General features: G+C 62.1%; 20 protein-coding genes and 1 pseudogene. 16 read left to right on the top strand and 5 right to left on the bottom strand.

The genetic code is table 11. The features are described 5' to 3' along the window. Window positions 1-19 precede the first annotated feature (19 nt). Window positions 20-943: a zinc ABC transporter substrate-binding protein gene (locus ACZ9GA_RS28965; RefSeq protein WP_457358913.1), complete on the top strand. Its 924-nt coding sequence runs from the start codon at window positions 20-22 to the stop codon at window positions 941-943. 166 nt (window positions 944-1,109) lie between these two features. Here ACZ9GA_RS28965 and ACZ9GA_RS28970 read toward each other — a convergent pair whose 3' ends face one another. Together ACZ9GA_RS28970 and ACZ9GA_RS28975 are read right to left on the bottom strand one after the other, a co-directional pair. Further along, complete coding sequence (locus ACZ9GA_RS28970) at window positions 1,110-2,060, bottom strand: homoserine kinase (protein ID WP_457358911.1); 951 nt, start codon at window positions 2,058-2,060, stop codon at window positions 1,110-1,112. A gap of 58 nt (window positions 2,061-2,118) precedes the next feature. Beyond that, window positions 2,119-2,409: a DUF2782 domain-containing protein gene (locus ACZ9GA_RS28975; protein ID WP_457358910.1), complete on the bottom strand. Its 291-nt coding sequence runs from the start codon at window positions 2,407-2,409 to the stop codon at window positions 2,119-2,121. Window positions 2,410-2,483: 74 nt separating this feature from the next. On the opposite strand from ACZ9GA_RS28975, the gene polA reads away from it, so the two are divergent. Then, window positions 2,484-5,249: a DNA polymerase I gene (polA, locus tag ACZ9GA_RS28980; protein WP_457358908.1), complete on the top strand. Its 2,766-nt coding sequence runs from the start codon at window positions 2,484-2,486 to the stop codon at window positions 5,247-5,249. Between the two features lie 558 nt (window positions 5,250-5,807). Here polA and yihA read toward each other — a convergent pair. After that, window positions 5,808-6,440 (bottom strand): ribosome biogenesis GTP-binding protein YihA/YsxC, encoded by a 633-nt coding sequence (yihA, locus tag ACZ9GA_RS28985; protein WP_457358907.1) that lies wholly within the window; start codon window positions 6,438-6,440, stop codon window positions 5,808-5,810. Between the two features lie 224 nt (window positions 6,441-6,664). Between yihA and ACZ9GA_RS28990 the strand changes: the two are divergent. The 7 genes and pseudogenes from ACZ9GA_RS28990 to ACZ9GA_RS29020 form a co-directional block, all read left to right on the top strand. Continuing rightward, window positions 6,665-6,817, top strand: a pseudogene (locus ACZ9GA_RS28990) (hypothetical protein); the annotation flags it as partial. After that, the gene (locus ACZ9GA_RS28995) at window positions 6,817-7,422 is read left to right on the top strand and encodes a c-type cytochrome (protein WP_457358905.1); all 606 of its coding nucleotides are present in this window, start codon (window positions 6,817-6,819) and stop codon (window positions 7,420-7,422) included. The pseudogene ACZ9GA_RS28990 and the gene ACZ9GA_RS28995, both read left to right, overlap by 1 nt. 156 nt (window positions 7,423-7,578) lie before the next feature. Further along, a complete protein-coding gene (locus ACZ9GA_RS29000) occupies window positions 7,579-8,229 on the top strand; it encodes a thiol:disulfide interchange protein DsbA/DsbL (RefSeq protein WP_457358903.1) in 651 nt (216 codons plus the stop codon). Window positions 8,230-8,244: 15 nt separating this feature from the next. Beyond that, window positions 8,245-9,123, top strand: coding sequence for an endonuclease/exonuclease/phosphatase family protein (locus tag ACZ9GA_RS29005; RefSeq protein WP_455920987.1), 879 nt, complete (start codon window positions 8,245-8,247; stop codon window positions 9,121-9,123). Further along, entirely contained in the window at window positions 9,120-11,186 is a 2,067-nt protein-coding gene (locus ACZ9GA_RS29010) for a GGDEF domain-containing protein (protein WP_457358902.1), read from the top strand. The genes ACZ9GA_RS29005 and ACZ9GA_RS29010 overlap by 4 nt, the downstream gene beginning before the upstream one ends. A 158-nt stretch (window positions 11,187-11,344) precedes the next feature. Continuing rightward, entirely contained in the window at window positions 11,345-12,121 is a 777-nt protein-coding gene (locus tag ACZ9GA_RS29015) for an N-acetylmuramoyl-L-alanine amidase (RefSeq protein ID WP_457358900.1), read from the top strand. 76 nt (window positions 12,122-12,197) lie between these two features. Next, complete coding sequence (locus ACZ9GA_RS29020) at window positions 12,198-13,817, top strand: EAL domain-containing protein (RefSeq protein ID WP_457358898.1); 1,620 nt, start codon at window positions 12,198-12,200, stop codon at window positions 13,815-13,817. A 103-nt stretch (window positions 13,818-13,920) separates the two neighbouring features. On the opposite strand, the gene ACZ9GA_RS29025 is transcribed toward ACZ9GA_RS29020, so the two are convergent. Together ACZ9GA_RS29025 and algB are read right to left on the bottom strand one after the other, a co-directional pair. Beyond that, entirely contained in the window at window positions 13,921-15,708 is a 1,788-nt protein-coding gene (locus ACZ9GA_RS29025) for a KinB sensor domain-containing domain (protein ID WP_457358896.1), read from the bottom strand. Beyond that, window positions 15,705-17,051: a sigma-54-dependent response regulator transcription factor AlgB gene (gene algB, locus ACZ9GA_RS29030; RefSeq protein WP_457358894.1), complete on the bottom strand. Its 1,347-nt coding sequence runs from the start codon at window positions 17,049-17,051 to the stop codon at window positions 15,705-15,707. Before algB ends, ACZ9GA_RS29025 begins: the two co-directional genes overlap by 4 nt. A 209-nt stretch (window positions 17,052-17,260) precedes the next feature. Between algB and ACZ9GA_RS29035 the strand changes: the two genes are divergently transcribed. The 7 genes from ACZ9GA_RS29035 (at window position 17,261) to ACZ9GA_RS29065 (ending at window position 24,213) form a co-directional block, all read left to right on the top strand. Continuing rightward, entirely contained in the window at window positions 17,261-18,112 is an 852-nt protein-coding gene (locus tag ACZ9GA_RS29035; protein ID WP_457358892.1) for a BON domain-containing protein, read from the top strand. 182 nt (window positions 18,113-18,294) lie between these two features. Next, entirely contained in the window at window positions 18,295-18,567 is a 273-nt protein-coding gene (locus ACZ9GA_RS29040) for a hypothetical protein (RefSeq protein WP_457358891.1), read from the top strand. A 70-nt stretch (window positions 18,568-18,637) separates the two neighbouring features. Continuing rightward, window positions 18,638-18,802, top strand: a complete 165-nt coding sequence (locus ACZ9GA_RS29045) for a DUF1328 domain-containing protein (RefSeq protein WP_457358889.1) — start codon at window positions 18,638-18,640, stop codon at window positions 18,800-18,802. Between the two features lie 6 nt (window positions 18,803-18,808). Then, complete coding sequence (locus tag ACZ9GA_RS29050) at window positions 18,809-19,279, top strand: inhibitor of vertebrate lysozyme family protein (protein ID WP_457358887.1); 471 nt, start codon at window positions 18,809-18,811, stop codon at window positions 19,277-19,279. 741 nt (window positions 19,280-20,020) lie between these two features. Then, a complete protein-coding gene (gene gltP, locus ACZ9GA_RS29055) occupies window positions 20,021-21,349 on the top strand; it encodes a glutamate/aspartate:proton symporter GltP (RefSeq protein WP_457358885.1) in 1,329 nt (442 codons plus the stop codon). A 199-nt stretch (window positions 21,350-21,548) separates the two neighbouring features. Beyond that, the gene (locus ACZ9GA_RS29060; RefSeq protein WP_457358883.1) at window positions 21,549-22,790 is read left to right on the top strand and encodes a nucleoside recognition domain-containing protein; all 1,242 of its coding nucleotides are present in this window, start codon (window positions 21,549-21,551) and stop codon (window positions 22,788-22,790) included. Window positions 22,791-22,911: 121 nt separating this feature from the next. Then, the gene (locus ACZ9GA_RS29065; RefSeq protein ID WP_457358881.1) at window positions 22,912-24,213 is read left to right on the top strand and encodes a hypothetical protein; all 1,302 of its coding nucleotides are present in this window, start codon (window positions 22,912-22,914) and stop codon (window positions 24,211-24,213) included. The last annotated feature ends 2 nt before the right edge of the window (window positions 24,214-24,215 follow it).

Consider the following 24,215-nt stretch of genomic DNA (forward strand, 5'->3'; position numbering starts at 1 on the left):
GCCGACTTGAGTGGTCATTGTGTCCCGTAATTTTGCTCTTTCTGTCGCTTTCTGCCTTGCCGCTGTCGTGACGCTGCCTGCTCAGGCCGAGGTTCGCGTGCTCACCAGCATCAAGCCACTGCAACTGATTGCCGCAGCCGTGCAGGACGGTGTCGGCAGCCCTGAAGTGCTGCTGCCGCCGGGTGCCTCGCCGCACCATTACGCCCTGCGCCCCTCCGACGTGCGCCGCGTGGCCGATGCCGACCTGCTGTACTGGATCGGCCCGGACATGGAAGGCTTCCTGCCGCGCGTAGTGGCTACCCGCAGCAAGCCCACCGTGACCATCCAGGACATGGGCGGCCTGAAACTGCGCCACTTCACCGCCGACAGCCATTCCCACGAAGAGGCTGATCCGGACGAGCACGACCATGACCACCGCCCTGGCACCCTGGACTCGCACCTGTGGTTGTCCACGGTCAATGCCCGCGTGATCGCGCAGCGCATGGCCGATGACCTGGGCAAGGCCGATCCGGCCAACGCTCCGCGTTATGCCAGCAACCTGAAGGCCTTTGACGGTCGCCTGGATGCCTTGGATGCGCGCCTGAAGTCGCGCCTGGCCGGTGTCGCCGGCAAGCCGTTCTTCGTGTTCCATGAAGGCTTCGATTACTTCGAGGACGAGTTCGGCGTGAAGCACACCGGCGTGTTCAGCGTGGCCGCCGAAGTGCAGCCGGGTGCGCAGCACGTGGCTGCCATGCGCGCGCGATTGCAGGAAGTGGGCAAGTCGTGTGTGTTCAGCGAACCGCCGGCGCGGCCACGGTTGGCCGAGACGCTGACGGCAGGGTTGCCGGTGCGCCTGGCGGAGCTGGATGGTCTGGGTGGGTTTGCCGAGGCTACGCCGAAGGGTTATGAGCAGTTGATGGAAAAGCTGGGCAACGATTTGGCTGGTTGCCTGGAGCAACTCTGAAGGACTGCGTCGCCTGTATCGCGGCCAAGGCCGGCTCCTACGCAGACCGCGTCGCCCTCATCGCGAGCAAGCTTTGCTCCCACAGTGTTCAAGCCGACCATCGTGATCGGGCTCAACACTGTGGGAGCAAAGCTTGCTCGCGATGGGCGCGACGCTAAGCCAAAGATTACAACGCGAACGGCAGCGCCACGCTGACCTGCTGGCGCAACGCCAAGCGGTGCTCAAACTCCGCCGGGTCGTGAATCAACACATCCATCCCCGCAAACGCCTGCGCCGCCACCAGGCGCGACAGCCAGAAGCGCACGCACGCCACGCGCAGCATCACCGGCCACAGCTCGGCCTCGGCTGCCGTGAAAGGCCGCAGCCCGGCATACGCCCCCAGCATCGCTCGCGCCCGTGGCGCATCCAGCGCACCGGCGGCATCCGAACACCAGTCATTCAGGCTAATGGCCAGGTCATACAGCATCGGTCCCGAGCAGGCGTTGTAGAAGTCGATCACGCCCGTCAGGTGCGTGCCTTCGAACATCGCGTTGTCGCGGAACAGGTCGGCGTGCAGGTTGGCGCGGGGCAACGCCATGATCTGCGCCTTGTGCGCCTTGATCTCGTCCAGGGCGCTGCGCAGCAGGGCGGCGGCATTGCTGCTCAACTGGCCGATCTGGCGTTCGCCCTCTTCCAGCATCCAATCCAGGCCGCGGTCGGTCTTGCGTTCCAGCACGTGGTCACGGGTGGCCAGGTGGATGTGGCTGATCAGCTCGCCCATCTGCACGCAGTGCTGGCTGTTGGGCTCTTTGATGTGCTTGCCCGGCAGGCGCGGCTGCAGCAGCGCGGGTTTGCCGGCCAGCTCGCGCAGGGCCACGCCGTCGGTGGTGCGCAGGGCGTACGGCACCGGCAGGTCGGCTTCGTGCAGCACGTCCAGCAGTTCCACGAAATACGGCAGGTCCTGCACCGGGCCGCGTTCGACCAGTGTCAGGACATACTCGCCCTGTTCCAGGCTGATGAAGAAATTGCTGTTCTCGGTGCCTGCGGCAATTCCCTGGAAGTCGCGAAGACGGCCCAGGCCGTAAGGTGCGAGAAAGGTTTCAAGCTCAGGCCGCGACAGGGGTGTAAACACTGACATGAAAAATTTGCCCATACTGGCACCCCCGTCGGGGCGCCCGGTTGAAGTTAAGGTTGAGTCATTTCCATTCAAAAATCTTCCATGCCGGAATCAGCATGTCCGGCTGGTCAGACCGGATGTAGTTGGCATCGGTACCGTCGGCGCGAACCAGAAAGTACGGCTTGCCATGTTTCGGGGTGACCTTGATCGCATACAGGAAGCCATTTTGCCGGTATTCCTGGACTGTTTTGTCGCCTTCCTGGCGAATGGTGACATCCGGATCAGCCGTGACGGGCTCGTCCGCAGCCATTACGGCCATCGGACAGGCAATCAACACACTGGCCAGCAACAAGCGTTTAGCGGTTCGCATGATAACCTTGTCCCTTTGTCGTCAATGTTCCGGACATTCTAGCGCCGGACCCGCCGAAAAGGTTGATTCTGCTCATGAGCAAAGCTCCCCTCGTCCTGGTGGACGGTTCCTCCTACCTGTACCGGGCTTTCCATGCCCTGCCACCGCTGACCACCTCCAAGGGGATGCCGACCGGCGCGGTCAAAGGCGTGCTGAACATGCTCAAGAGCCTGCGCAAACAGTACCCGGACAGCCCGTTTGCCGTTGTATTCGACGCCAAAGGCGGCACGTTCCGCGACGAAATGTTCGCCGACTACAAAGCCAACCGCCCCAGCATGCCCGACGATCTGCGCGTGCAGGTCGAGCCGTTGCACGCCAGCGTGCGTGCCCTGGGCTACCCGTTGCTGTGCGTGGACAACGTCGAGGCTGACGATGTGATCGGCACGCTGGCGCGCAGCAGCGCTGCCGCTGATCGGCCGGTGATCATCTCCACCGGCGACAAGGACATGGCCCAACTGGTCGATGGGCACGTGACCCTGGTCAACACCATGACCGGCAGCGTCATGGACATTGAAGGGGTAAAGGAGAAGTTTGGCGTCGGCCCTGAGCACATCATCGACTATCTGGCCCTGATGGGCGATAAAGTCGACAATATCCCCGGTGTTCCCGGCGTTGGCGAGAAAACGGCGGTCGGCCTGCTGGTAGGCATCGGCGGCGGCCTGAAAGAACTGTACGAAAACCTCGACAAGGTCCCTGCCCTGCCCATCCGCGGCGCCAAAAACCTGCCCGCCAAGCTGGAAGAGCACAAGGACATGGCGTTCCTGTCCTACCAGCTGGCCACTATCAAGATCGACGTCGAGCTGGACGTGGAAGTGGAAGCCCTGGTGTGCGGCGAGCCGGACCGCGAGGCGCTGGTAGAGTTGTACACCGAGCTTGAGTTCAAGAGCTGGATCGACGACGTGCAGCGCGACGCCAAGCGCGCCGGGCAGGAAGTGGTTGCCGAGGTGGCCCCGGTGGCTGCCGTGGAAACCCGCTACGACACCATTCTGGACCAGGCAAGCTTCGACCTGTGGCTGGATAAGCTGAACAAGGCCGAACTGTTCGCCTTCGACACCGAGACCACCGGCCTGGACGCCCAGAAGGCGCAACTGGTGGGCCTGTCGTTCGCCGTGCAGCCCCATGAAGCCGCCTACATCCCGCTGACCCATTCCTACATTGGCGCCCCCGAGCAGCTGGACCGTGACACCGTGCTGCGTGCCCTCAAGCCGCTGCTGGAAGACCCGGCCAAGCTCAAGGTCGGCCAGAACGCCAAGTACGACATGAACATCCTGGCCAACTGCGCCATCGGTGGCGACCCTCAACAGGGCATCAAGGTGCAGGGCGTGAAGTTCGACACCATGCTCGAATCCTACGTGCTGGACTCCACGGCCACCCGTCACGATATGGACAGCCTGGCCGCCAAGTACCTGGGCCACACCACCATCACCTACGAGCAGATCGCCGGCAAGGGCGCCAAGCAGCTGACCTTTGACCAGATCCCGCTGGAACAGGCCGGCCCTTACGCCGCCGAAGACGCCGACGTGACCCTGCGCCTGCACCAGCTGTTCCAGGCCAAGCTGGCCGCCGCGCCAAGCCTGCTGACCGTGGTGGACGACATCGAGATGCCGCTGGTGCCGGTGCTGGCCAAGATCGAGCGCCAGGGTGCGTTGGTCGACGCCGACTTGCTGGGCGTACAGAGCGGTGAGCTGGGCGCCAAGCTGGTCGAGCTGGAGCGCCAGGCCTTCGAAATCGCTGGCGAGGAATTCAACCTGGGTTCGCCCAAGCAGCTGGGCGTGATTCTCTACGACAAGCTGGGCATGCCGATTCTCAACAAGACTGCCAAGGGCCAGGCCTCAACCGCAGAAGCCGTGCTGGCAGAGCTTGCCGAGCAGGACTTCCCGCTGCCCAAGGTGCTGATGCAGTACCGCTCGCTGAGCAAGCTGAAAAGCACCTACACCGACCGCCTGCCGGAGCAGATCAACCCGCGCACCGGGCGTATCCACACCTCGTATCACCAGGCGGTGGCCGCTACCGGCCGTCTGTCTTCCAGTGACCCGAACCTGCAGAACATCCCGATCCGCACCGCTGAAGGCCGGCGCATCCGCCAGGCCTTCGTGGCGCCGCAAGGCTACAAACTGCTGGCCGCGGACTACTCGCAGATCGAGCTGCGCATCATGGCCCACCTGGCCAAGGACGAAGGTTTGCTGCACGCCTTCCAGAACAACCTGGACGTGCACCGTGCCACGGCCGCCGAGGTATTTGGCGTGGAGCTGGATCAGGTCACCACCGACCAGCGTCGCAGCGCCAAGGCCATCAACTTCGGCCTGATCTACGGCATGAGCGCCTTCGGCCTGGCCAAGCAGATCGGCGTGGACAACAAGCAGGCCAAGGAATACATCGACCGCTACTTCACCCGCTATCCGGGCGTGCTGGCCTACATGGAGCGCACCCGTGCCCAGGCGGCCGAGCAAGGCTACGTGGAAACCCTGTTTGGTCGTCGCCTGTACCTGGCCGACATCAACGCCAAGAACCCGGCCCTGCGCAAGGGTGCCGAGCGCACGGCGATCAACGCCCCGATGCAAGGCACCGCGGCCGACATCATCAAGCGCGCCATGGTGGCGGTGGACAACTGGCTGAGCGACTCGGGCCTGGATGCCCGGGTGATCCTGCAGGTACACGACGAACTGGTGCTGGAAGTGCGTGAAGACCTGGTGGACCAGGTCAGCGAACAGATTCGCCCGCACATGAGCAGCGCCGCCGAACTGGACGTACCGCTGCTGGTGGAAGTGGGCGTGGGCAATAACTGGGACGAGGCGCACTGATCCGTAATTGCGGCGCCTGCATCGCGACTAAAGTCGGCTGCTACACCGATCGTGTAGGAGCCGGCCTTGGCCGCGATGAGGCCGGTGCGAGCGCCCCCGATATTGGATCAGGCCTAACGCTCGCACTGCTTAGGACAATTAGTTTTCAGCACCCGGGGAACTAAACCTGTCAAACCCTACTCAGAGTACCTGAATGGCTGGTGAAGCCGTTCGATGCTCCTATGTTGTGTTAAGTGTTGGCAGATATCTGGACCCCGCCCTAGCGGTCCGGAACTTAGACCCCGAACTTCCCCCTCCCCATACGAAGTCCGGGGTTTTTTTTGCCCGCGATTTGACCAACCCTGTAGCTGCTGCCAGATCTACTGTGGCAGATCTATGGTTCCCGGCAATCAGTACCGGCCTCTCGCGAGCAAGCTTTGCTCCCACAGTGTGAACTCGATTTGAGCGTTTCACCTGTGGGAGCAAAGCTTGCTCGCGATGGCATCGACGCGGTTCAGGTCCGAACTGCGTCGCCTGCATCGCGAGCAAGGGCTAGGCGCCCCCCTTTCTCCTACATAATCACGCGTCAACCTTGTCCGGCAGTTCCATCCAGCGCGCCAGCACGGCGTAGGCATCTTCCAGGCCCATGCGCTTGGGCGCCGAGAACAACTGGATGCTCACCGCATCGCCCCAACCCTTGCGAATTTCGGACTGCACCTTCAGCAAGGTGTTCTTGGCCGCGCCGTAAGTCAGCTTGTCGGCCTTGGTCAGCAGGATGTGCATCGGCATGTGGCTGGCCACCGACCAATCGAGCATCAGCTGGTCGAAATCGGTCATCGGGTGGCGAATGTCCATCATCAGGATCAGGCCCTTGAGGCTTTCGCGGCTGCCCAGGTAGGCCTCGAGGTGGCGCTGCCAGTGCTGCTTGAGCGGGATCGGCACCTTGGCGTAGCCGTAGCCGGGCAAGTCCACCAGGCGGCGTTCTTCATCCAGCTGGAAGAAGTTCAGCAGCTGCGTGCGCCCCGGGGTCTTGGATGTGCGCGCCAGGCTGGCGTGGGTCAGGGTGTTCAGGGCACTGGACTTGCCGGCGTTGGAGCGGCCGGCAAAGGCCACTTCAAAGCCTTCATCATCCGGGCACTGGTCGACCTTGGCGGCGCTGAGCGAGAAGGTAGCCTGTTGGCACAGACCGAGGATGGGGTTTTTGACTTGCATGTGATTTCCGCTGTGGGGCGACGCCGGGCAAGGGCCCTGGCAGGCGGGTCGTTTCCGCTTCGCTGACGTCGGTAGTATATAATGCCGTAGATTTCGTGTGTGCTTTGTCCCGCCGTAAAGGGGCACACACCGGGGGGCATCTTGATGTTCGTCGCGCATTAGAACGCAAATTCCCCCAACCCTGAACCTATCGTTTCAGGACGAAATGGCGGCTTGCTGCTAGCGTCACTGATGTAACTCAGGGTTTCAAGGCTATGCCGCCACGTGGATTGTGCACGGACAGCAGTGCCGAAGACTACAAGACCGTAATCCACTGGATGAGCGGCCCATGCCTGCGGCACCGATCTTTCACCCTTAGCCGTAGTTGGATTAGCTGATGAAAAAAATAATAGTGAGTCTGCTGCTGACAGTAGGAATCACAGGTTTGGCCCAGGCGGCGGGCGATCCGGCTGCCGGGCAAGCCAAGGCGGCGGTCTGTGGTGCCTGCCACGGTCCGGATGGCAACAGCATGGCGCCCAATTTCCCGAAACTGGCCGGCCAGGGCGAGCGCTACCTCAACAAGCAGCTGCACGACATCAAGTCCGGCAAGCGACAGGTGCTGGAAATGACCGGCCTGCTGACCAACCTCAGCGATCAGGACCTGGCCGACCTGGCGGCCTACTTCAACAGCCAGAAAGGCAGCATCGGCGCCGCCGACCCCAACCTGGTGGCCAAGGGCGAGGCGCTGTTTCGCGGGGGCAAGCTGGACCTGGGCATGCCCGCCTGCACCGGGTGCCATTCGCCCAACGGCATCGGCAACGCCATGGCCGGCTTCCCGCACCTGGGCGGCCAGCATGCACCCTACGTGACCAAGCAGCTCACGGACTTCCGCGAAGGCAACCGCACCAATGACGGTGACACCATGGTGATGCGCAGCATCGCGTCCAAGCTCAGCAACAAGGACATCGAGGCCCTGGCTGCCTACGTGCAAGGCCTGCACTGACGGGATTGTCGTGTCTTGAAATGAAACAATGGAAAAGGGTAGCCGCCGCTACCCTTTTTCTTGAAGTCTGCCGTTACACTAGCGAACTGAACCCCTCGGCAGCGAGTCTCACCGCACGTCGCCGGGTGGCGATCCCTATTTGCTCAGGAGTAAAGCATGCGTAATCTGATCTTCGGCGCCGCGCTGGTTGTGGCCACTCTGTTCGGCGTCACCGCCCAAGCCGCCGATGCCCCGCTGGAAGCGGGTAAGCAGTACGTCGAACTGACCAGCCCGGTGCCGGTGTCCCAGCCCGGAAAAATCGAAGTCGTCGAGATGTTCTGGTACGGCTGCCCGCACTGCTACGCCTTTGAGCCAACCATCAACCCGTGGATCGAGAAGCTGCCGGCTGACGTACACTTCGTGCGTATTCCAGCCATGTTCGGCGGCCCGTGGGATCTGCACGGTCAACTGTTCATTACCCTGGACATGATGGGTGTGGAGCACAAGGTTCACTCCGCGGTGTTCGACGCCATTCAGAAACAAGGCAAGCGCCTGACCGATCCTAACGACATGGCTGACTTCGTAGCCACCCAGGGCGTGGACAAGACCAAGTTCCTGGAGACCTACAACTCCTTCGCCGTCCAGGGCAAGGTCAAGCAGTACAAGGAGCTGGCCGTGGCTTACGGTGTGCAAGGCGTACCGACCATGATCGTCAACGGCAAATACCGTTTTGACCTCGGTACCGCAGGTGGCCCTGAAGAAACGCTGAAAGTGGCCGATGCACTGATTGCCAAGGAACGTGCAGCCAACAAGAGCGCTGCCAACTAATCATCAGGTGAGCCCGTGCGCCGCTGGAGATCCGAACGTGTGGTTGGCCTGCGGGATCCGCGGGTCAACGAGCATCATGTAACTGCCAGCGGCCTCCCTGAGGATGGCCGGCTGCGCCTGCTCAGTTTCAATATCCAGGTAGGCATCAGCACCCAACGCTATCGCCATTACCTGACGCGCAGCTGGCAGCATCTGCTTCCCCACACCGGCCGGGCCACCAACCTGCAGAAGATCGGCGAACTGCTGACCGACTTCGACCTGGTGGCCTTGCAGGAAGTGGACGGCGGCAGTATCCGCTCCGGTTACGTCAACCAGGTGGAGCACCTGGCCCAACTGGGCGCCTTCCCCTACTGGTACCAGCAACTCAACCGCAACCTTGGCCGCATGGCCCAGCACAGCAACGGCATCCTCAGCCGCCTGCGACCCTGGAGCCTGGAGGATCACCCGTTGCCGGGCCCTGCAGGGCGTGGGGCGATCCTGGCGCGCTTTGGCGAAGGTGCCGACGCCCTGGTGGTGGTGATGATGCACCTGGCCCTGGGCACCCGTACCCGGGCGCGACAGCTGGCGTATATCCGCGAGCTGATTGGCGGTTACCGCCACCAGATTCTGATGGGTGACATGAACACCCATGCCAGCGACCTGCTGCTGCATTCGCCCTTGCGCGACCTTGGCCTGCTGGCCCCGCAGGCGGAAGCCACCTTCCCCAGCTGGCGCCCGCAACGTTGCCTTGATCATATTTTGCTCAGCCCTACCCTGACCCTGGAACGGGTGCAGGTGCTGCCCCAGCCGATTTCCGACCACCTGCCCGTGGCAGTTGAGATCCGCTTGCCCGATTCCCTTGTGGCCGACGCGCTTCCGGCCCTTAGCCCCTCACCTCGCAGACCCTTGGCATGACCGACGACGCCCAGCGCTGGAAAGAAAAGTACCTCAAGAGTATTGAACAGCAGGAAAAACTGGAGCGCCGCTGGAATGCGCGGCTCGACCTGTTGCGCCGCGGCCTGGTGCGCAGCACCCTGGCGGCCGAAGGCACCGACAAGGCCGTGGACCAGTGCATGAAAGAAATGCGCGAGGTGGTGCGTACCGATGACATGGACGCCGGCCTTGCCGCCCTGATCCCGCGCCTGGAAAAGGCCGTGCTCGACTCCGAGCAGCGTCGTGAAACGCGGGTCACGCAGACCAGCACGGCGCTGACGGCGCTGGTGGAGCAGTTGCAGAAACTGCCGCTGCCCCGTGAAGTGGCCAAGCCCCTGAAGAAGTTTGCCAAGCAGGTGGAAGACCGCGCGGGTCAGGCGCGGGAAATTCCGCTGCTGCTCAGCGAACTCAGCGCCTTGCAGGGCCAGGCGCTGACCGGCATTGAAAGTGGCGGTGAAAGCCATCGGCCGGGGCTGCTGGAGCGATTGTTCGGCAGTCGCGATGCCGAAGCGGAGCCTGCGGCCGAAGCGGTCGCCCCGACGCCTGCGGCCCCCGTCCCGGTTGCGGAGCCTGCGCCACAGCCAGAGGCGCCTCCCGAGCCGGTCAGCCAAGCGCCTGTGGTCGCCCCGGTCGTGGCCATTGCCCCGGTGCCAACTGCGGAGCCAGTACCCGCTTCAGTCCTGGCACCTGTGGCTGAGCCCCCGGTGCCCGAGCCGCCTGCCGTTGTTGCGCCGCCCCCGCAGCCTATCGTGGACCTGCCAGCGGTGGACGAAGCAGCACCGCTGTCCGAGCCCGAACCCGAACCGGAAGTGGAGCCCGAGGCACCGATCGTCGAGCCGAGCGTGGACCTGCCCTCGCCCGCTCCGAGCGACAGCGCCACCCCCGTCTTCATCGACCGCCTGCCACTGCCCGCCGTAATGGCCGAAGCCATCGCCGCCATCGACCCCGAAGCGCCTGCTGAAGATGTGCTCTATGCCCTGCCCCCGTCGCCCGAGCCTTCCTACAGCTCGGTGGCCGCGCACATTGAAGAAACCCTGCTGGGGCTGCTCAACGACCTGACCCTGCCCGAGCGCCACCGCCCGCAAGCCGAAGACATGCGCGACCGTCTGCAGCATGGCTTGAACTGGTACGAACTGCTGCCGATCCTCGACGATCTGGCCACGCTGATGCTGGCCATCAACGACAGCGGCCAGCACGACTTCGAGCTGTACCTCAAGCAGCTCAATGAGCGTCTGGACACCTTCCAAAGCCACCTGCAGGCCGCCAGCGAAGGCCACGCCGACAGCCGCTCGGCCGCCCGCGAGCTGGACAGCCAGCTTCGCGAGCAGGTCGGCGGCCTGCAAAGCAGCGTGCAGGGTGCTACCGACGTCAACAGCCTCAAGCAGATCCTGGAGCAGCGACTGGAAGGCCTGATCGGCACCATGGACGTGCACCAGCAGCAACGCGACCAGCGCGAGCAGGAAATCGCCACCCGCCTGCAAGGGCTGGCCGAGCGCGTCGCCAGCATGGAAAGCGAAGCCCAGGGCTACCGTGAACACTTGGAAGAACAGCGCCAGAAAGCCCTGATCGACCCGCTGACCGGCCTGCCCAACCGCGCCGCGTGGTCCGAGCGCCTGGAGCAGGCCGTGGCCCAGCGGCAGGAGGATGGCAGTGAATTGCTGCTGGCCATGCTCGACCTGGACCACTTCAAATCCATCAACGACAGCTACGGCCACCTGGCGGGCGACAAGGTGCTGAAGATCATCGCCAATGAAATGCGCAAGCGCGTGCGGCCGGGGGACTTCATGGCGCGCTTCGGTGGCGAGGAGTTCGTGCTGCTGATACCGCAGACGTCCATGGCCGACGGCCTGCGCCTGGTGGAGGCCTTGCGGGCCGCAGTGGAGGCCTGCCCATTCCACTTCAAGGGCCAGCGCGTGACCATCACCCTCTCCATCGGCCTGGCCGCTTTCCGCGGCAGCGAGCGCAGCGACCTGGTGCTCAAGCGCGCCGACGATGCGCTGTACCGCGCCAAGGACGCCGGCCGCAACCGCGTACTCAACGGCTGACCTGTAGCCGTTGCCGCCAGGCTGCGCTGGCCCGATCCCCCGCTGGAGATCTCCAGTGAACATCAGGGCCAGCGCAGCCTGCGGCAGCGGCTACAGGGATTAGATCACCTGTGTGTTATACTATTGCATTACTGTCCACCAAGTCGTCGTCCCCCCCTATGAAACTCCTCGGCTGCGCCCTGCTGTTGCTCGTGTTGACGGGCTGTTCCACCGGCCTGCAACTGGATCGCAGCCACCCCTCGGTCAACCATGACAGCCGCATCCAGTTCGTGGTGTTGCACTACACCTCTGCCTCCGACGAGCGCTCGCTGGCGCTGCTGACCCACGGCGAGGTCAGCGCCCATTACCTGGTGGGCCTCAACCCGCCCAAGGTGTATCAGCTGGTGGATGAGAGCCAACGCGCCTGGCACGCCGGCGAAAGCCAATGGGATGGCCGCACCTGGCTCAACTCCAGCTCCATCGGTATCGAGATCGTCAACCCGGGTTACACCGACACCCCCAATGGCCGACTGTGGTATCCCTACACCGAAGAGCAGATCAAGGCCGTCGAGGCGCTGCTCAAGGACATCGTCAAGCGCTACCACATCGAGCCGCGCTACATCGTCGGCCACAGCGACATCGCCCCCCTGCGCAAGCAGGACCCTGGCCCGATGTTCCCGTGGAAACGCCTGGCCGACGAAGGCCTGGGTATCTGGCCCGACGCCGCCGCCGTTGCGCGCAACAAGGCCCGTTTCGACGTCAACGAGCCGAGCATCCTCTGGTACCAGCAGCAACTCACCCGCCTGGGTTACGGCGTGGACCAGACCGGCGAACTCGACGTTGCCACCCGCCACGTGATCTCGGCCTTCCAGATGCACTTCCGCCCAGCCCGCTTCGATGGCCAGCCCGACGCTGAAACGGCCGCCATCCTCCAGGCGCTGAGCAACGCCCGCTAAGCGGCGCCCCGCCCAACGGCGAGGCTAAATCCCTGCCAGTTGCTATACCTCATGGTAAGCAACTGGATATTTACCCATGTCTCCCGCATTCCTGCGTATTCGTAGCGCTATCTATCGTCCTTGGTTAATGGCGATGCTGGCGGCTGCGGCTTGTGCGGCCTTGTTGTTGAGTGCCAGTTTCGGGCTGGTAATGCACCAGGTGCAGCAAACCGAAATCGAGCAGATGAATGCTCGCGGCGAGCGCTTTCTCGATCGTCTGGAACAGATATTCGGTCAGCTGCGCGAAAGCGTCGACTGGCTCAACGGGCAAGGGCTTGAAGGCTGCAGCCCGGCGATGATCGGCGCCTTGCAGCAGGTTGAGTTCGATAACCGCTTTGTCTACGACGCGGTGTACACCGATGGCCAGCAACGCTGCTCAAGCCGTCCGGGCCAGCCGGGTGCCAGCGAGTTGCGCGCGGCGGATATCAAGGGCCCTACCTACAGTTATTGGCTCAACACCACCACCCAGCCGGATGACAACCTGGCTGCCCTGCGCCTGGGGCGCGGGGCATTCACGGTGTCGACCTCGCGCGGCCATCTGACCGACGTGGTGGACCTGACCCCCGGCGGCAGCCTGCTGGTGGTATTGGACAAGGGCAAGCGCGCGGTGCCGGTACTGGGCCCGGTGCAAGCCTGGCCGCCTACCACCAACTGGCCGCCGCCCTCCCAGCAAGCCTTGCTGATCACCCGTGACAGCCTCATCTACCGCATGTTCACCAAGTCGCCCGACTACCAACTGGTGCTGATCGCACCACGCACCAGCCTGCTGCCGAAAATGAACGCGGCGCTGTGGGCGCTGTTCCCCGGCAGCCTGGTACTGGCCGGGTTCGTGGGCTGGATGGTGCTGTTGCTGGTGCGCGAGCGCCGCTCGTTGAGTGCCGAACTGCAAGGCGCCTTGCGCCGTGGCGAACTGAAGGTGCTGTACCAGCCGATCTTCGACCTCAACAGCCGACGATGTGTGGGCGCCGAGGCGCTGGTGCGCTGGCGGCGTCCGGATGGAACCCTGACCAGCCCAGACCTGTTCATCCCCATGGCGGAAAACACCGGCCAGATCCGCGAGATTACCGATTTCGTCCTGCAGCAACTGCTGGAGCAACTGGGCCAGTTGCTGCGTGCCAACCCCCACATTTATGTCTCGGTGAACCTGGCCGCCTGCGACGTCATGGTGCCGCGCATTGGCCGCGTGGTGGCGCGCCTGCTGGCGCAGCACCGGGTGGCAGCGCATCAGATTGCCTTCGAGGTGACCGAGCGTGGGCTGATCGATGTGGTGGTGGCCCGGGATAACCTGCAGGCGCTGCGGGATGTGGGGCACCAGGTGCTGATCGACGATTTTGGCACCGGTTATTGCAGCCTTGCCTATCTGCAGACCTTGCCGGTGGATTGCCTGAAGATCGACAAGGCGTTCATCGATGCCCTGGGCCATGATGCGGCCAGCAGCGGGGTTGCGCCGCATATCATCCGCATGGCGCACGCGCTGCAATTGCGGGTGATTGCCGAAGGCATCGAGCTGGAGGCCCAGGCCCTGCTGTTGACCAGCGAAGGGGTGCATTACGGCCAGGGCTGGCTGTTTGCCCATCCGCTCAATGCCCGGCAGTTCATGGAGCTGGTGACCCGGGGGCGGCGCCTCAATGGCCGCCGCCTGGACGATGAAGCTTAGGGTCTGCGTCGCCTGCATCGCGGCCAAGGCCGGCTCCTACCTGGGACAGCGCATACCTCGGACGGTGTAGGAGCCGGCCTTGGCCGCGATGCAGGCGACGCGATTACAGGGGCAGCGTCATGTAGAACTGGGTACCCTGGCCCGGTCGGGAATACACACCCATGCGCCCACCATGCAATTGCACGATCTCCTTGCACAACGCCAGCCCCAACCCGGCGCCACCCTTCTTGCGCCCCACCTGCACGAACGGTTCGAAGATCCGTCCCTGCTGCCCATAAGCGATCCCTTCACCATTGTCCTCGACGCTGATGATCACCCGCTCGGCATGCCGGCGTGCCTGCAAGCGGATACGTCCGCTGTGCGGAGTATGGCGCATGGCGTTGTCCAGCAGGTTATCCAGCACACGATCCAACTGCGCCTGGTCGGCATGCAGGCGCGGCAGCACCTCCGGGTGCTCGATGATCAGGTCGATATCGTTCTCCCGCGCCTGCTCGTCGAAACGTTGCCGTGCCCGGTCCAGCAGGTCGTCGATGGCACAGGGGCCACGGGTCAGCTTCTGCAGGCCATTCTGGTAACGGGAGAAGTTGAGCAGGTCGTTGATCAACTGCATCAAGCGCTGCATTTCCTCTTTTACCGTTTCCAGCAGGTCGGCCTCGCGTGACTCGGGCGCGAAGTGCACGCGCTCCTGCAGCAGCCCGAAGGCCATGTGCATGCCGGTGACCGGGGTACGCAGCTCATGGGAGGCGCGCAGCACGAACTCACTGCGCACACGTTCGAAGGCGCGCTGTTCGGTGACGTCGTGCAGCACCATCACCGCGCCCAGGATGTGCCCTTCGGTGTGGCTGACCGGCGTGAGGCTGTAAGCCAGCAGCCGGGTTTCGCCATCCACTTCGAAATTCAGGTCCTCAAGGGCGCGCTCCAGGCTGCCGCCGCGCAGGATCAGTGCCAGTTGCTCGTCCATTTCCGGGCGCTGCAAGGCTTCGCCCAGGCCCATGCCCAGGCGGTCGTCCTCCCAGCCCAACTGGCGTTGAGCCACGGGGTTCAGGTGTTCCAGGCGGCCGTCGCGGTCGATCATCAGCAAGCCGTCGTCAATGCTGTCCAGCACGGCCTGCAAACGCTGCTGCCCGGTGAGCAGTTCATCGACATTGGTTTCCTGGTGCTTGCGCAGCACCTGTGCCATGGTCGCGAAGCGTTGGGTCAGGCGGTTGAGCTCGGCGGCACTGGACTGCGGCAGTTCCACCTCGAAATTGCCCTGGCTGATGTTGTCGGCCGCCGTGGCCAGTGCTTCGATGGGTTCGCCGAAGCGCCGGGCAATGTTATGGGCGGTGAAGAAGCCGATCAGCAACACCGCCAGCCCTACCAGGCCGAGTAGCGCCGACACCAATACCGCCCGTTGATGGGCGGTTTCCTGGGCGGCATTGATGTTGTCCAGGGCGCGCTTGTGGCCATCGATCAGGCTGTTGCGCAGCACATTGAAGGCATCGCTGAGCGGCTGGTTGTCGCCGATGTTGCCGTCGCTGCTGTTGGCTTGGGCATAAATGGCCAGGAATTTCTGGTAGTCGCTGGCCGTCTGCGCGAACGGCCCCGGGTTGCCTTGCTCTTGCTCGCTGGCCAGGCCCTGGCTGATCAGGTCCTGGAACTGCTGCTGCGTGTTGCCCAGGGCGACCTTGTCGGTGCGGTCGCTGAGCATCATCACCAGCTGGTCACCCAGGTTCTGGCGCAGCTTGAGGCCCAGGTCCAGGGAGGCGAAGTTGGAGTGGATCAGCCCCTCTTGAGCCCTGGCCAGCTGCATGACACTGACCAGGCCCAGGGCGAGCCCCAGCAGCGCCACGGTGATCAGGGCCGAGAAGCTGAGAAACAGCCGGGTCCGCAACTTCATCGGCAACCTCACAGGTTGTACTGTTTGCGTTTGCGGTACAGGGTCGACGCATCAATGCCCAGGGTCTTGGCGGCCTGGTCCAGCGTGTCGCTGGTGGCCAGTACGGCGCCGATGTGGGCTTTTTCCAGCTCGTCCAGGCTCAGGGCTGCACCAATGCGCGGGGCATTGTTGGTGGGTTGCTCGGCCATGCCCAGGTGGCTGATTTCCACGCGTTCCTGGGCGCAGATGATGCTGGCGCGCTCCACCACGTTGCGCAGCTCACGGATATTGCCTGGCCAGCGGTAGTTCAGCAGGGCCGCCCGTGCCTCCTCGCTGAACGCGCGTGCGGGGCGCGCGTATTCCTTGACGAAGCGGGCCAGGAAGCGGTCGGCCAGGGTCAGGATGTCCTCGCTGCGCTCGCGCAGGGGCGGCAGGTGCAGGGTGATCACGTTCAGGCGGTACAGCAGGTCTTCCCGGAAGCGACCGTCGCGCACCATGTCCTCGAGGTTGAGGTTGGTGGCGGCCAGGATGCGTACGTCGGCGCGGCGGGTAACCGGGTCGCCCACGCGCTCATATTCCTTGTCCTGAATAAAGCGCAGCAGCTTGGGCTGCAAGGTCAGCGGGAAGTCGCCGATCTCGTCGAGGAACAGCGTGCCGCCGTCGGCCTGGTTCACCCGGCCCAAGGTGCTTTCGCTGGCGCCGGTGAAGGCGCCGCGGCTGTGGCCGAACAGCTCGCTTTCCATCAGCTCGGCGGTCAACGACGGGCAGTTGATGGTCACGCAGGCCTTCTTGGCGCGTTTGCTCCAGCCGTGGATGGCCCGGGCCAGTTCGCCCTTACCCGTGCCGGACTCACCCAGGATGAGGATGTTGGCATCGGTACCGGCCACCTGACGCGCTGTTTCCAGCACCACCATCATGGCCGGGCTGTGGGAATCCAGGCCGTCCTTGGGTTTGCGGATTTCGCCTTCCAGCGCCTCGAGGCGCGCCGACAGTTGGCGCACTTCCAGTTGCTTGGCGGTGGCCAGGCGCAGTTGGTCCGGGCTGCACGGCTTTACCAGGTAATCGGCGGCGCCGGCCTGAATGGCGTCCACAGCGGTGTCCACCGCCGAGTGGGCAGTGACGATCACCACGCGCATCCAGGGTGCCTGGGTGCGCATCTGCGCCAATACGTCCAGGCCGTTGTCTTCACCCAGACGCAAGTCCAGGAAGCACAGGTCAAACACCTGGCGCTGCATCAAGGCGTCAGCCTGGGCTGCGCTGTTGGCCGTTGCGACGCTATAGCCTTCGTCTTCCAGGCAGTATCGGAAGGTGCGAAGGATGGCGGATTCGTCGTCCACCAGGAGGATTCGGCCTTGATGTTCCGTGCCAGCTTCCATTTTTCCTACGCTCCTTAAAGAATGATCTTGGTTAGTGTCAGAATAATCGGGCAAGTTGCATGGTCAATTCTGATTGATTAGGCGACGTGCATGGTAACTATCTGTGATGGCGGCATTAAGCCACTGGTTCCATTGAGAAAATAGAAAAAACGGCACTGGCATGGCTGTTGCGGGTCCAACCTGATTGTCTGTATTTAAGGAGACTTGTCATGTTTGCCCTCAAACGCCTCGCCCTCGCTTGCTCGCTAAGCGTGGCCCTGATCCCTGCACTCGGCCAGGCGGCCACCGGTGAAACCAGTCAAATCAGCAGCCAATTGCAGGCGGCTCGCCAGGAAGGCTCAATCTGGACCTCCTTTGCCCTCAACCGGCACCTGAGCCCGTTCAAGATCAGCGTCAGCGTCAGCCAGGGCGTCGCCACACTCAAAGGCGGCGTGGAAGACGAAGTGGACCGTGACCTGGCGGAGCAGATTGCCCTGCAGACTTCCGGCATCGAGAAGGTCGACAACCAGCTGACCATCGATCCGGCCCTGGCCAACCAGCCTCCCGTACAAAAACGTATTGCCCAGCGCTTCGACGACGCCACCCTGACCGCCACCATCAAGTCCAAGCTGCTGTGGAACAGTGCCACCCAGGCGCTGGACACCGACGTGGACACCCAGGGCGGCGTGGTGACGCTCAAGGGCCACGCGCAAACCGCCGACGCCAAGCAATTGGCCGGTGACCTGGCGACCAATACCGAAGGCGTCACCCAGGTGAACAACCTGATCAGCCTGGGGGCGGCCGACACCAACACCACCAAGGCCGAAGCCGACGCCAAGACCACCGAGGCGTCCATCAGCGATGGCTGGATAACCAGCAAGGTCAAAGCCAGCCTTCTATATAGCCGCAACCTGGACGGCATCAATATCAAGGTGGACACCCGGGAGGGCATGGTGACGCTCACCGGCGTGGTCGCCAGCACCCAGGAGAAGACCGAGGCCGTCGAGATCGCCCGCAACATTCGGGGCGTGCGCGGGGTGGACGCCGACCTGCTGAAAGTGGCGGGCAAGTCCACCAGCTGAACCATCGTGCAAAACGCCCGAGCAACCGGCGGCCATCGTGCAGGTTGCTCGCCAAGGGATGTTACAGCTACCTCGTAACACACTGATTCTAAAGGGTTTTCTCTTCTCAAAAAGCTGGCACGGTGTCTGCAATATCACTATCAGGCAGTGATGATCATCAGACCACCAAGAGGAGTTACCGGATGAGAAGCCAATGTTCACCCCACTTGTCGATCTCGTCCAAACAGATCCAGCAGGGCCTGTCGGTAACCCTGGCGCTGATGATCACACTGCTTGCCGGTCAGCTCTATCAGCATTGGCACGAAGCCCATCAGGCGCCCGTGCAAACCGCTATCAGCTACCCACATTTCAATGCCGTCAGCTCCAACCGCGCACCGTTATCGCAAGACCAGGCCATGCTGCGGCGGGCCGAGAGCAGCGATCAGACAGTGCGTAGCCAGAGCTGGGTGTTCTAGATGACAGTCTCGCCCCCGCGAGCATCGCAGTAGGCAGCACCCTAATCAAAAAACGGTAAGGAGAGTCACCATGTTGAGCTGGGCAATCACATTCCTGATCATTGCCATCATTGCTGCAGTCCTGGGCTTCGGTGGTATCGCTGGCGCCGCGACCGGGATCGCCAAGATCCTCTTCATCGTCTTCCTGGTGTTGTTCGTGGCTTCCTTCATCTTTGGCCGTCGTGGGCGAGGCTAGACACCAATGCGATGCATGACCTTCAAGGCTGTCGCCGTGGCCCTGCTGATGGGCTGCGGTGGCATGGCGATGGCGGCCAATGACGGCCAGGTGCAGGTCAATGGCCTTTTGAGCAGCGACCCCCAGTATCGCGAGACATGGCAAGGTGTCGTCAAGAAAGAGGAACGCGTGCCCGATTGGGTACTCAACCTCACTGGCGTCTCCGAGCAGCAGATGTCGGCTGTAGAAGAAGATGGAGACAAGTACCTTGTGGGCCCGCTGTGCGAAAGCCAGCAGGTCTGCAAGAACCATCGCCTGATCGTGGCATTCAGCTGGGACAAGCAGCATGCCTACGCCATGTTGGTGGATGTGCCCGAGGGCCTGCCTTCGGACAAGTCACCCACCCGCCACGCGGATTACCGGTGGCTGGGCAAGCCGGACCAGGGCATGCAGGCCCTGCTGATGGAGCAACTGAAAAAAGACCCTAACTGGTACTGACCAGTGGTTTATCAAGAAGCTGAACCTTTTCAAGGATTTAGCTTCTACTAACTGCGCCCGCCCGAGGAGGGCCGACGCATGACCAAGGGGCCGGGACGTTCTGATTGCTACAGGATCGGAGTGACCTAGGGGTACAGGGAGTGCCTCCGATGTAGGGCCAGGTCAGGAGAAAGCTGCGACGCAAGTCCGTGTGCCAGCAATGGCCGGACTTGCGGAGAGCTTGAAACTTGAGAAAACCGCCAGGCGATCTTCGGCGGTTTTTTTGCGTTTGGTCGGTTGTAGGACGCCACGCCCTTGGACTTTTTGTCGCAGCCCGGCCGACCATTTATCGTGATTTTTTTCCCTCTCGCTTCTACCTCAACGTTCGGAAACCGCGTTCGGATTGTCGAACAATGCCGGGCCATGCCCCCGATTCAAGGGGCGCAACGGGTTAAACGGTGCCGTTCGGGCCACCGTCGAGAATCCGAACGGGTGTAGAGCAACCCGTTGTGACGTCCGTTAGACACAAAAAATATCATGCCGATTCGGCATAGGGTAGGCGTTTACGGCATTAGACGTCGCGGGCCTGCATCGGAATAGTTGCGCCTTTTTTCGCTGGCAAGCGCCCTTATGGGTGTGCGGCGAAAACCTTCTACGGGGGCATCCGCAGACCTGGCAAAAGAGCTTCCAAAGGCTCAAGCCTGCGGGTTCTGACGGATCAAACGCAGATGTCCCGGATTCACTTGAAGCAAGGGTAATAATATGAAGAAGGCAAAACTCAGCCTCGCCTGGCAGATCCTCATCGGTCTGGTACTGGGCATTGCATTGGGCGCATTGCTCAACCATTTCAGTGCCGAAAAGGCCTGGTGGATCAGTAACGTCCTGCAACCGGCTGGTGACATCTTCATTCGCCTGATCAAGATGATCGTTATCCCGATCGTGATTTCGTCACTGGTCGTTGGTATCGCCGGCGTGGGCGACGCGAAGAAGCTGGGCCGCATCGGCCTGAAAACCATCCTGTACTTCGAAGTGGTGACCACCATCGCCATCGTCGTGGGCCTGCTGCTGGCCAACGTGTTCCACCCTGGAACCGGCATCGACATGAGCACCCTGGGCACCGTGGACATCTCGCAGTACGAGAAGACCACCTCGGAAGTGCAGCATGATCACGCCTTCATCGCGACCATTCTCAACCTGATCCCGTCGAACATCTTCGCGGCCATCGCCCGTGGCGACATGCTGCCGATCATCTTCTTCTCGGTGTTCTTCGGCCTGGGCCTGTCGAGCCTGGCGCCTGAAACCCGCGAGCCGCTGGTGAAGGTGTTCCAGGGCGTGTCGGAGACCATGTTCAAGGTCACCCACATGATCATGAACTACGCCCCTATCGGCGTGTTCGCCCTGATCGCGGTCACCGTGGCCAACTTCGGCTTCGCCTCGCTGCTGCCGCTGGCCAAGCTGGTGATCCTGGTTTACGTCGCCATCCTGTTCTTCGCCATCGGCGTGCTGGGCCTGGTGGCCAAGCTGTTCGGCTTCTCGGTGTTCAAGCTGTTCCGCATCTTCAAGGATGAACTGGTACTGGCCTACTCCACCGCCAGCTCGGAAACCGTGCTGCCGCGCGTGATCGAGAAGATGGAAGCCTACGGCGCGCCGAAAGCCATCAGCAGCTTCGTGGTGCCGACCGGCTACTCGTTCAACCTCGACGGTTCGACCCTGTACCAGAGCATCGCCGCCATCTTCATCGCCCAGCTGTACGGCATCGACCTGTCGATCAGCCAGCAGGTGATGCTGGTGCTGACCCTGATGGTCACCTCCAAGGGTATCGCCGGCGTGCCGGGCGTGTCCTTCGTGGTACTGCTGGCCACCCTGGGCAGCGTGGGCATCCCGCTGGAAGGCCTGGCCTTCATCGCCGGTGTCGACCGCATCATGGACATGGCGCGTACCGCACTGAACGTGATCGGCAACGCCCTGGCCGTACTGGTTATCGCCCGCTGGGAAGGCATGTACGACGACGCCAAGGGCGAGCGCTACTGGAACTCGCTGCCGCACTTGAGCCGTAAGCAGGCTGCTGCCGGCAAGGCAGTCGCCGAGTAAGTGTGGTCGCGGTGTCTGCATCGCGACTAAAGTCGGCTCCTACCACGGACAGCGTAGGAGCCGGCCTTGGCCGCGATGAGGCCATCAGCCCCACAGTAAATATCCAGAAACACCCCCAAACCCCGACCTGTGTGTCGGGGTTTGTCGTTTCCGGACCCAGGCCGCTATCATTCGCCGCATCTTCTTCGGGGTATGACTGATGCTCAACGGCCTCTGGCTCGGCTTTTTCGTGGTGGCGGCCATTTCCGCCCTGGCCCAATGGCTGGTTGGCGGCAACGCCGGCATCTTCGCGGCAATGGTGGAAAGCATCTTCGCCATGGCCAAGCTGTCGGTGGAGGTGATGGTGCTGCTGTTCGGCACCCTGACCCTGTGGCTGGGCTTTTTGCGCATCGCCGAGAAGGCCGGCATCGTCGACTGGCTGGCCAAGGTGCTGGGCCCGCTGTTCGCCCGCCTGATGCCTGAAGTGCCGCGCGGCCACCCGGCCCTGGGCCTGATCACCCTCAACTTCGCCGCCAACGCCCTGGGTCTGGACAACGCCGCCACGCCCATCGGCCTTAAGGCCATGCGTTCGCTGCAGGAGCTCAACCCCAGCACCACCACGGCCAGCAACGCGCAGATCCTGTTCCTGGTGCTAAACGCCTCTTCCCTGACCCTGCTGCCGGTGACCATCTTCATGTACCGGGCCCAGCAAGGCGCCATGGACCCGACCCTGGTGTTCCTGCCGATCCTGCTGGCCACCAGTGTTTCCACCCTGGTGGGCCTGCTGTCGGTGGCGGTGATGCAGCGCCTGCGCCTGTGGGACCCGGTGGTGCTGGCTTACCTGGTCCCCGGCGCGCTGCTGCTGGGCGCGTTCATGGCCATGCTGGCGGGCATGTCGGCGGCGGCGTTGGCCAGCCTGTCGTCGATCCTGGGCAACCTGACGCTGTTCGGGCTGATCATGCTGTTCCTGATCATTGGCGCGCTGCGCAAGGTCAAGGTCTATGAAACCTTCGTGGAAGGCGCCAAGGAAGGCTTCGACGTGGCCAAGAACCTGCTGCCGTACCTGGTGGCGATGCTGTGCGCCATCGGCGTGTTGCGCGCCTCGGGCGCCCTGGAATTCGGCCTGGACGGCATTCGCCACCTGGTGCAATGGCTGGGCATGGACACCCGCTTTGTCGACGCCCTGCCCACCGCCATGGTCAAGCCGTTCTCCGGCAGTGCCGCACGGGCCATGCTGATCGAAACCATGCAGAGCAAAGGCGTGGACAGCTTCCCAGCCTTGGTGGCCGCGACCATTCAGGGCAGCACTGAAACCACCTTCTACGTGCTTGCCGTGTACTTCGGCGCGGTCGGTATTCAGCGCGCCCGCCATGCGGTGGGCTGTGCGCTGCTGGCCGAGTTTTCCGGCGTGGTGGCGGCGATTGCCGTGTGCTATTGGTTCTTCGGGGCCACGGCGGCCTGAGTGTTGCGTTACTGGATAAAACCAATGGCCTAAGGCCACCTGTCAGATCTAACAGGTTTCAAATCCAGTGAAGTGGATCCTAATGGGGTTGGGCAGTCCAGCCCTTACAGGAGCAATAGACATGAATGAGTTCGCAGCTCGAGCCGATTGGACGCTTGATCCGTCGTTTGGCACCGATGGAAAGACCATCCTAAACTTTGATCTGATTAGTTATAGTTTTCTTGATTTTTGCCGGCTATCGGACGGAAGCTTTCTTGTGTTTACCCGGCAAGACAAGAACTACTTGAACTACAGCGTTCTAAAACTTACGGAGAGCGGAAATCTTGATCCTCAATTCGGTCATCAGGGTGAGGTGATACTGGAGTCAACGATGGCGGAGCAGTTTACGTCACTTCATATTGTTGATGATACGTTCGTTGTGCTCGGGCACTCATCGGATAGTATTCTCGTGTTCCGCTATCTCTTGGATGGCACCGCCGACGTTGAGTTCGGTAATGCAGGTGAACTTCGGATCAAAGTTTCCACTCTGCCTCCAGATACTTCTGAAGATAGCCATGGCCCCCATAATCTTGCTATGGGTTTGGGTGGTGATGAAGAGAACAACATGGTTGTTTCCAAAGCTTTGGGAACCGTGGACGGAGACCGTTTTTTCATCGTATTCAATGTGAACTGGCCTGAAGATATAGAGTTGGGTCTGCCGGAGGTACCTGTAATTATTTGCTTGGATGAAACCGGTGAGCTGGATTCCTCGTTCAACGGGGGGCGACCAAAGTTTCTTTCTTTGATAAGTCCTTGGCCGAAAGGGAACTATGTTAGCGCGGTAGCAACTCAGCGTACGACTGCTGGAGTGAATAATTTGTTGTTGTTCGGGACGCGCCCCTCAGCGGTCGGGTCGCGGATTCATCATGTTCTGCGCGTGCTTTCGGACGGGCAACGGGACTATACCTTCGGTGACGGAGAAGCAGATGATCAGGGCTTGGCCATTATCACTACGCAACAACTGCTAATCCCCAACGGCCTGACCGTAGACACCGATGAGTCAATCAAGGCTTGGGGCTTACTATCAGAAAGTGCGATGGGCGTGCGGTCATTTGATGTCAATGGAAAAAACGATGGAAGTTTCGGCGAAGCGGGTTACCTTTCCGTTAACTCTAAAGAGTGGAACGGCGCTACTTCCAGCGGCACCACAGATGACTACCGATTTACCGTTTTTCATGCTGATCAAGCGGAAAAAACGATCAGGGTATTGAGGTTTCTGGCAAGCGGTAAACCTGATGCTTCATTCGGCAACAACGGTGTAGTTTCCATTAGTGATGAACTTGGGCGCGTTGTTCATGCTGGAAAGATCAACGTTCTTCCGGACAACAGCGTTATCCTCGCAGTGGGTAGCGTCATTCTCAAACTGCGTAGTCAGCCGAGTTAGTG

The organism is Pseudomonas sp. TE3644 (genome assembly GCF_056278815.1).

Bases quoted from the DNA above. Each gene is read 5' to 3' on its own strand.
- ACZ9GA_RS29015 (WP_457358900.1), top strand. From the start codon at position 11,345: ATGAAACTCCTCGGCTGCGCCCTGCTGTTGCTCGTGTTGACGGGCTGT.
- algB (WP_457358894.1), bottom strand. From the start codon at position 17,051: ATGGAAGCTGGCACGGAACATCAAGGCCGAATCCTCCTGGTGGACGAC.
- ACZ9GA_RS29065 (WP_457358881.1), top strand. From the start codon at position 22,912: ATGAATGAGTTCGCAGCTCGAGCCGATTGGACGCTTGATCCGTCGTTT.
- ACZ9GA_RS29000 (WP_457358903.1), top strand. From the start codon at position 7,579: ATGCGTAATCTGATCTTCGGCGCCGCGCTGGTTGTGGCCACTCTGTTC.
- ACZ9GA_RS29010 (WP_457358902.1), top strand. From the start codon at position 9,120: ATGACCGACGACGCCCAGCGCTGGAAAGAAAAGTACCTCAAGAGTATT.
- ACZ9GA_RS28995 (WP_457358905.1), top strand. From the start codon at position 6,817: ATGAAAAAAATAATAGTGAGTCTGCTGCTGACAGTAGGAATCACAGGT.
- ACZ9GA_RS28970 (WP_457358911.1), bottom strand. From the start codon at position 2,060: ATGTCAGTGTTTACACCCCTGTCGCGGCCTGAGCTTGAAACCTTTCTC.
- ACZ9GA_RS29040 (WP_457358891.1), top strand. From the start codon at position 18,295: ATGAGAAGCCAATGTTCACCCCACTTGTCGATCTCGTCCAAACAGATC.
- ACZ9GA_RS29060 (WP_457358883.1), top strand. From the start codon at position 21,549: ATGCTCAACGGCCTCTGGCTCGGCTTTTTCGTGGTGGCGGCCATTTCC.
- ACZ9GA_RS29050 (WP_457358887.1), top strand. From the start codon at position 18,809: ATGCGATGCATGACCTTCAAGGCTGTCGCCGTGGCCCTGCTGATGGGC.
- ACZ9GA_RS28975 (WP_457358910.1), bottom strand. From the start codon at position 2,409: ATGCGAACCGCTAAACGCTTGTTGCTGGCCAGTGTGTTGATTGCCTGT.
- gltP (WP_457358885.1), top strand. From the start codon at position 20,021: ATGAAGAAGGCAAAACTCAGCCTCGCCTGGCAGATCCTCATCGGTCTG.
- yihA (WP_457358907.1), bottom strand. From the start codon at position 6,440: ATGCAAGTCAAAAACCCCATCCTCGGTCTGTGCCAACAGGCTACCTTC.
- ACZ9GA_RS29045 (WP_457358889.1), top strand. From the start codon at position 18,638: ATGTTGAGCTGGGCAATCACATTCCTGATCATTGCCATCATTGCTGCA.
- polA (WP_457358908.1), top strand. From the start codon at position 2,484: ATGAGCAAAGCTCCCCTCGTCCTGGTGGACGGTTCCTCCTACCTGTAC.
- ACZ9GA_RS29020 (WP_457358898.1), top strand. From the start codon at position 12,198: ATGTCTCCCGCATTCCTGCGTATTCGTAGCGCTATCTATCGTCCTTGG.
- ACZ9GA_RS29035 (WP_457358892.1), top strand. From the start codon at position 17,261: ATGTTTGCCCTCAAACGCCTCGCCCTCGCTTGCTCGCTAAGCGTGGCC.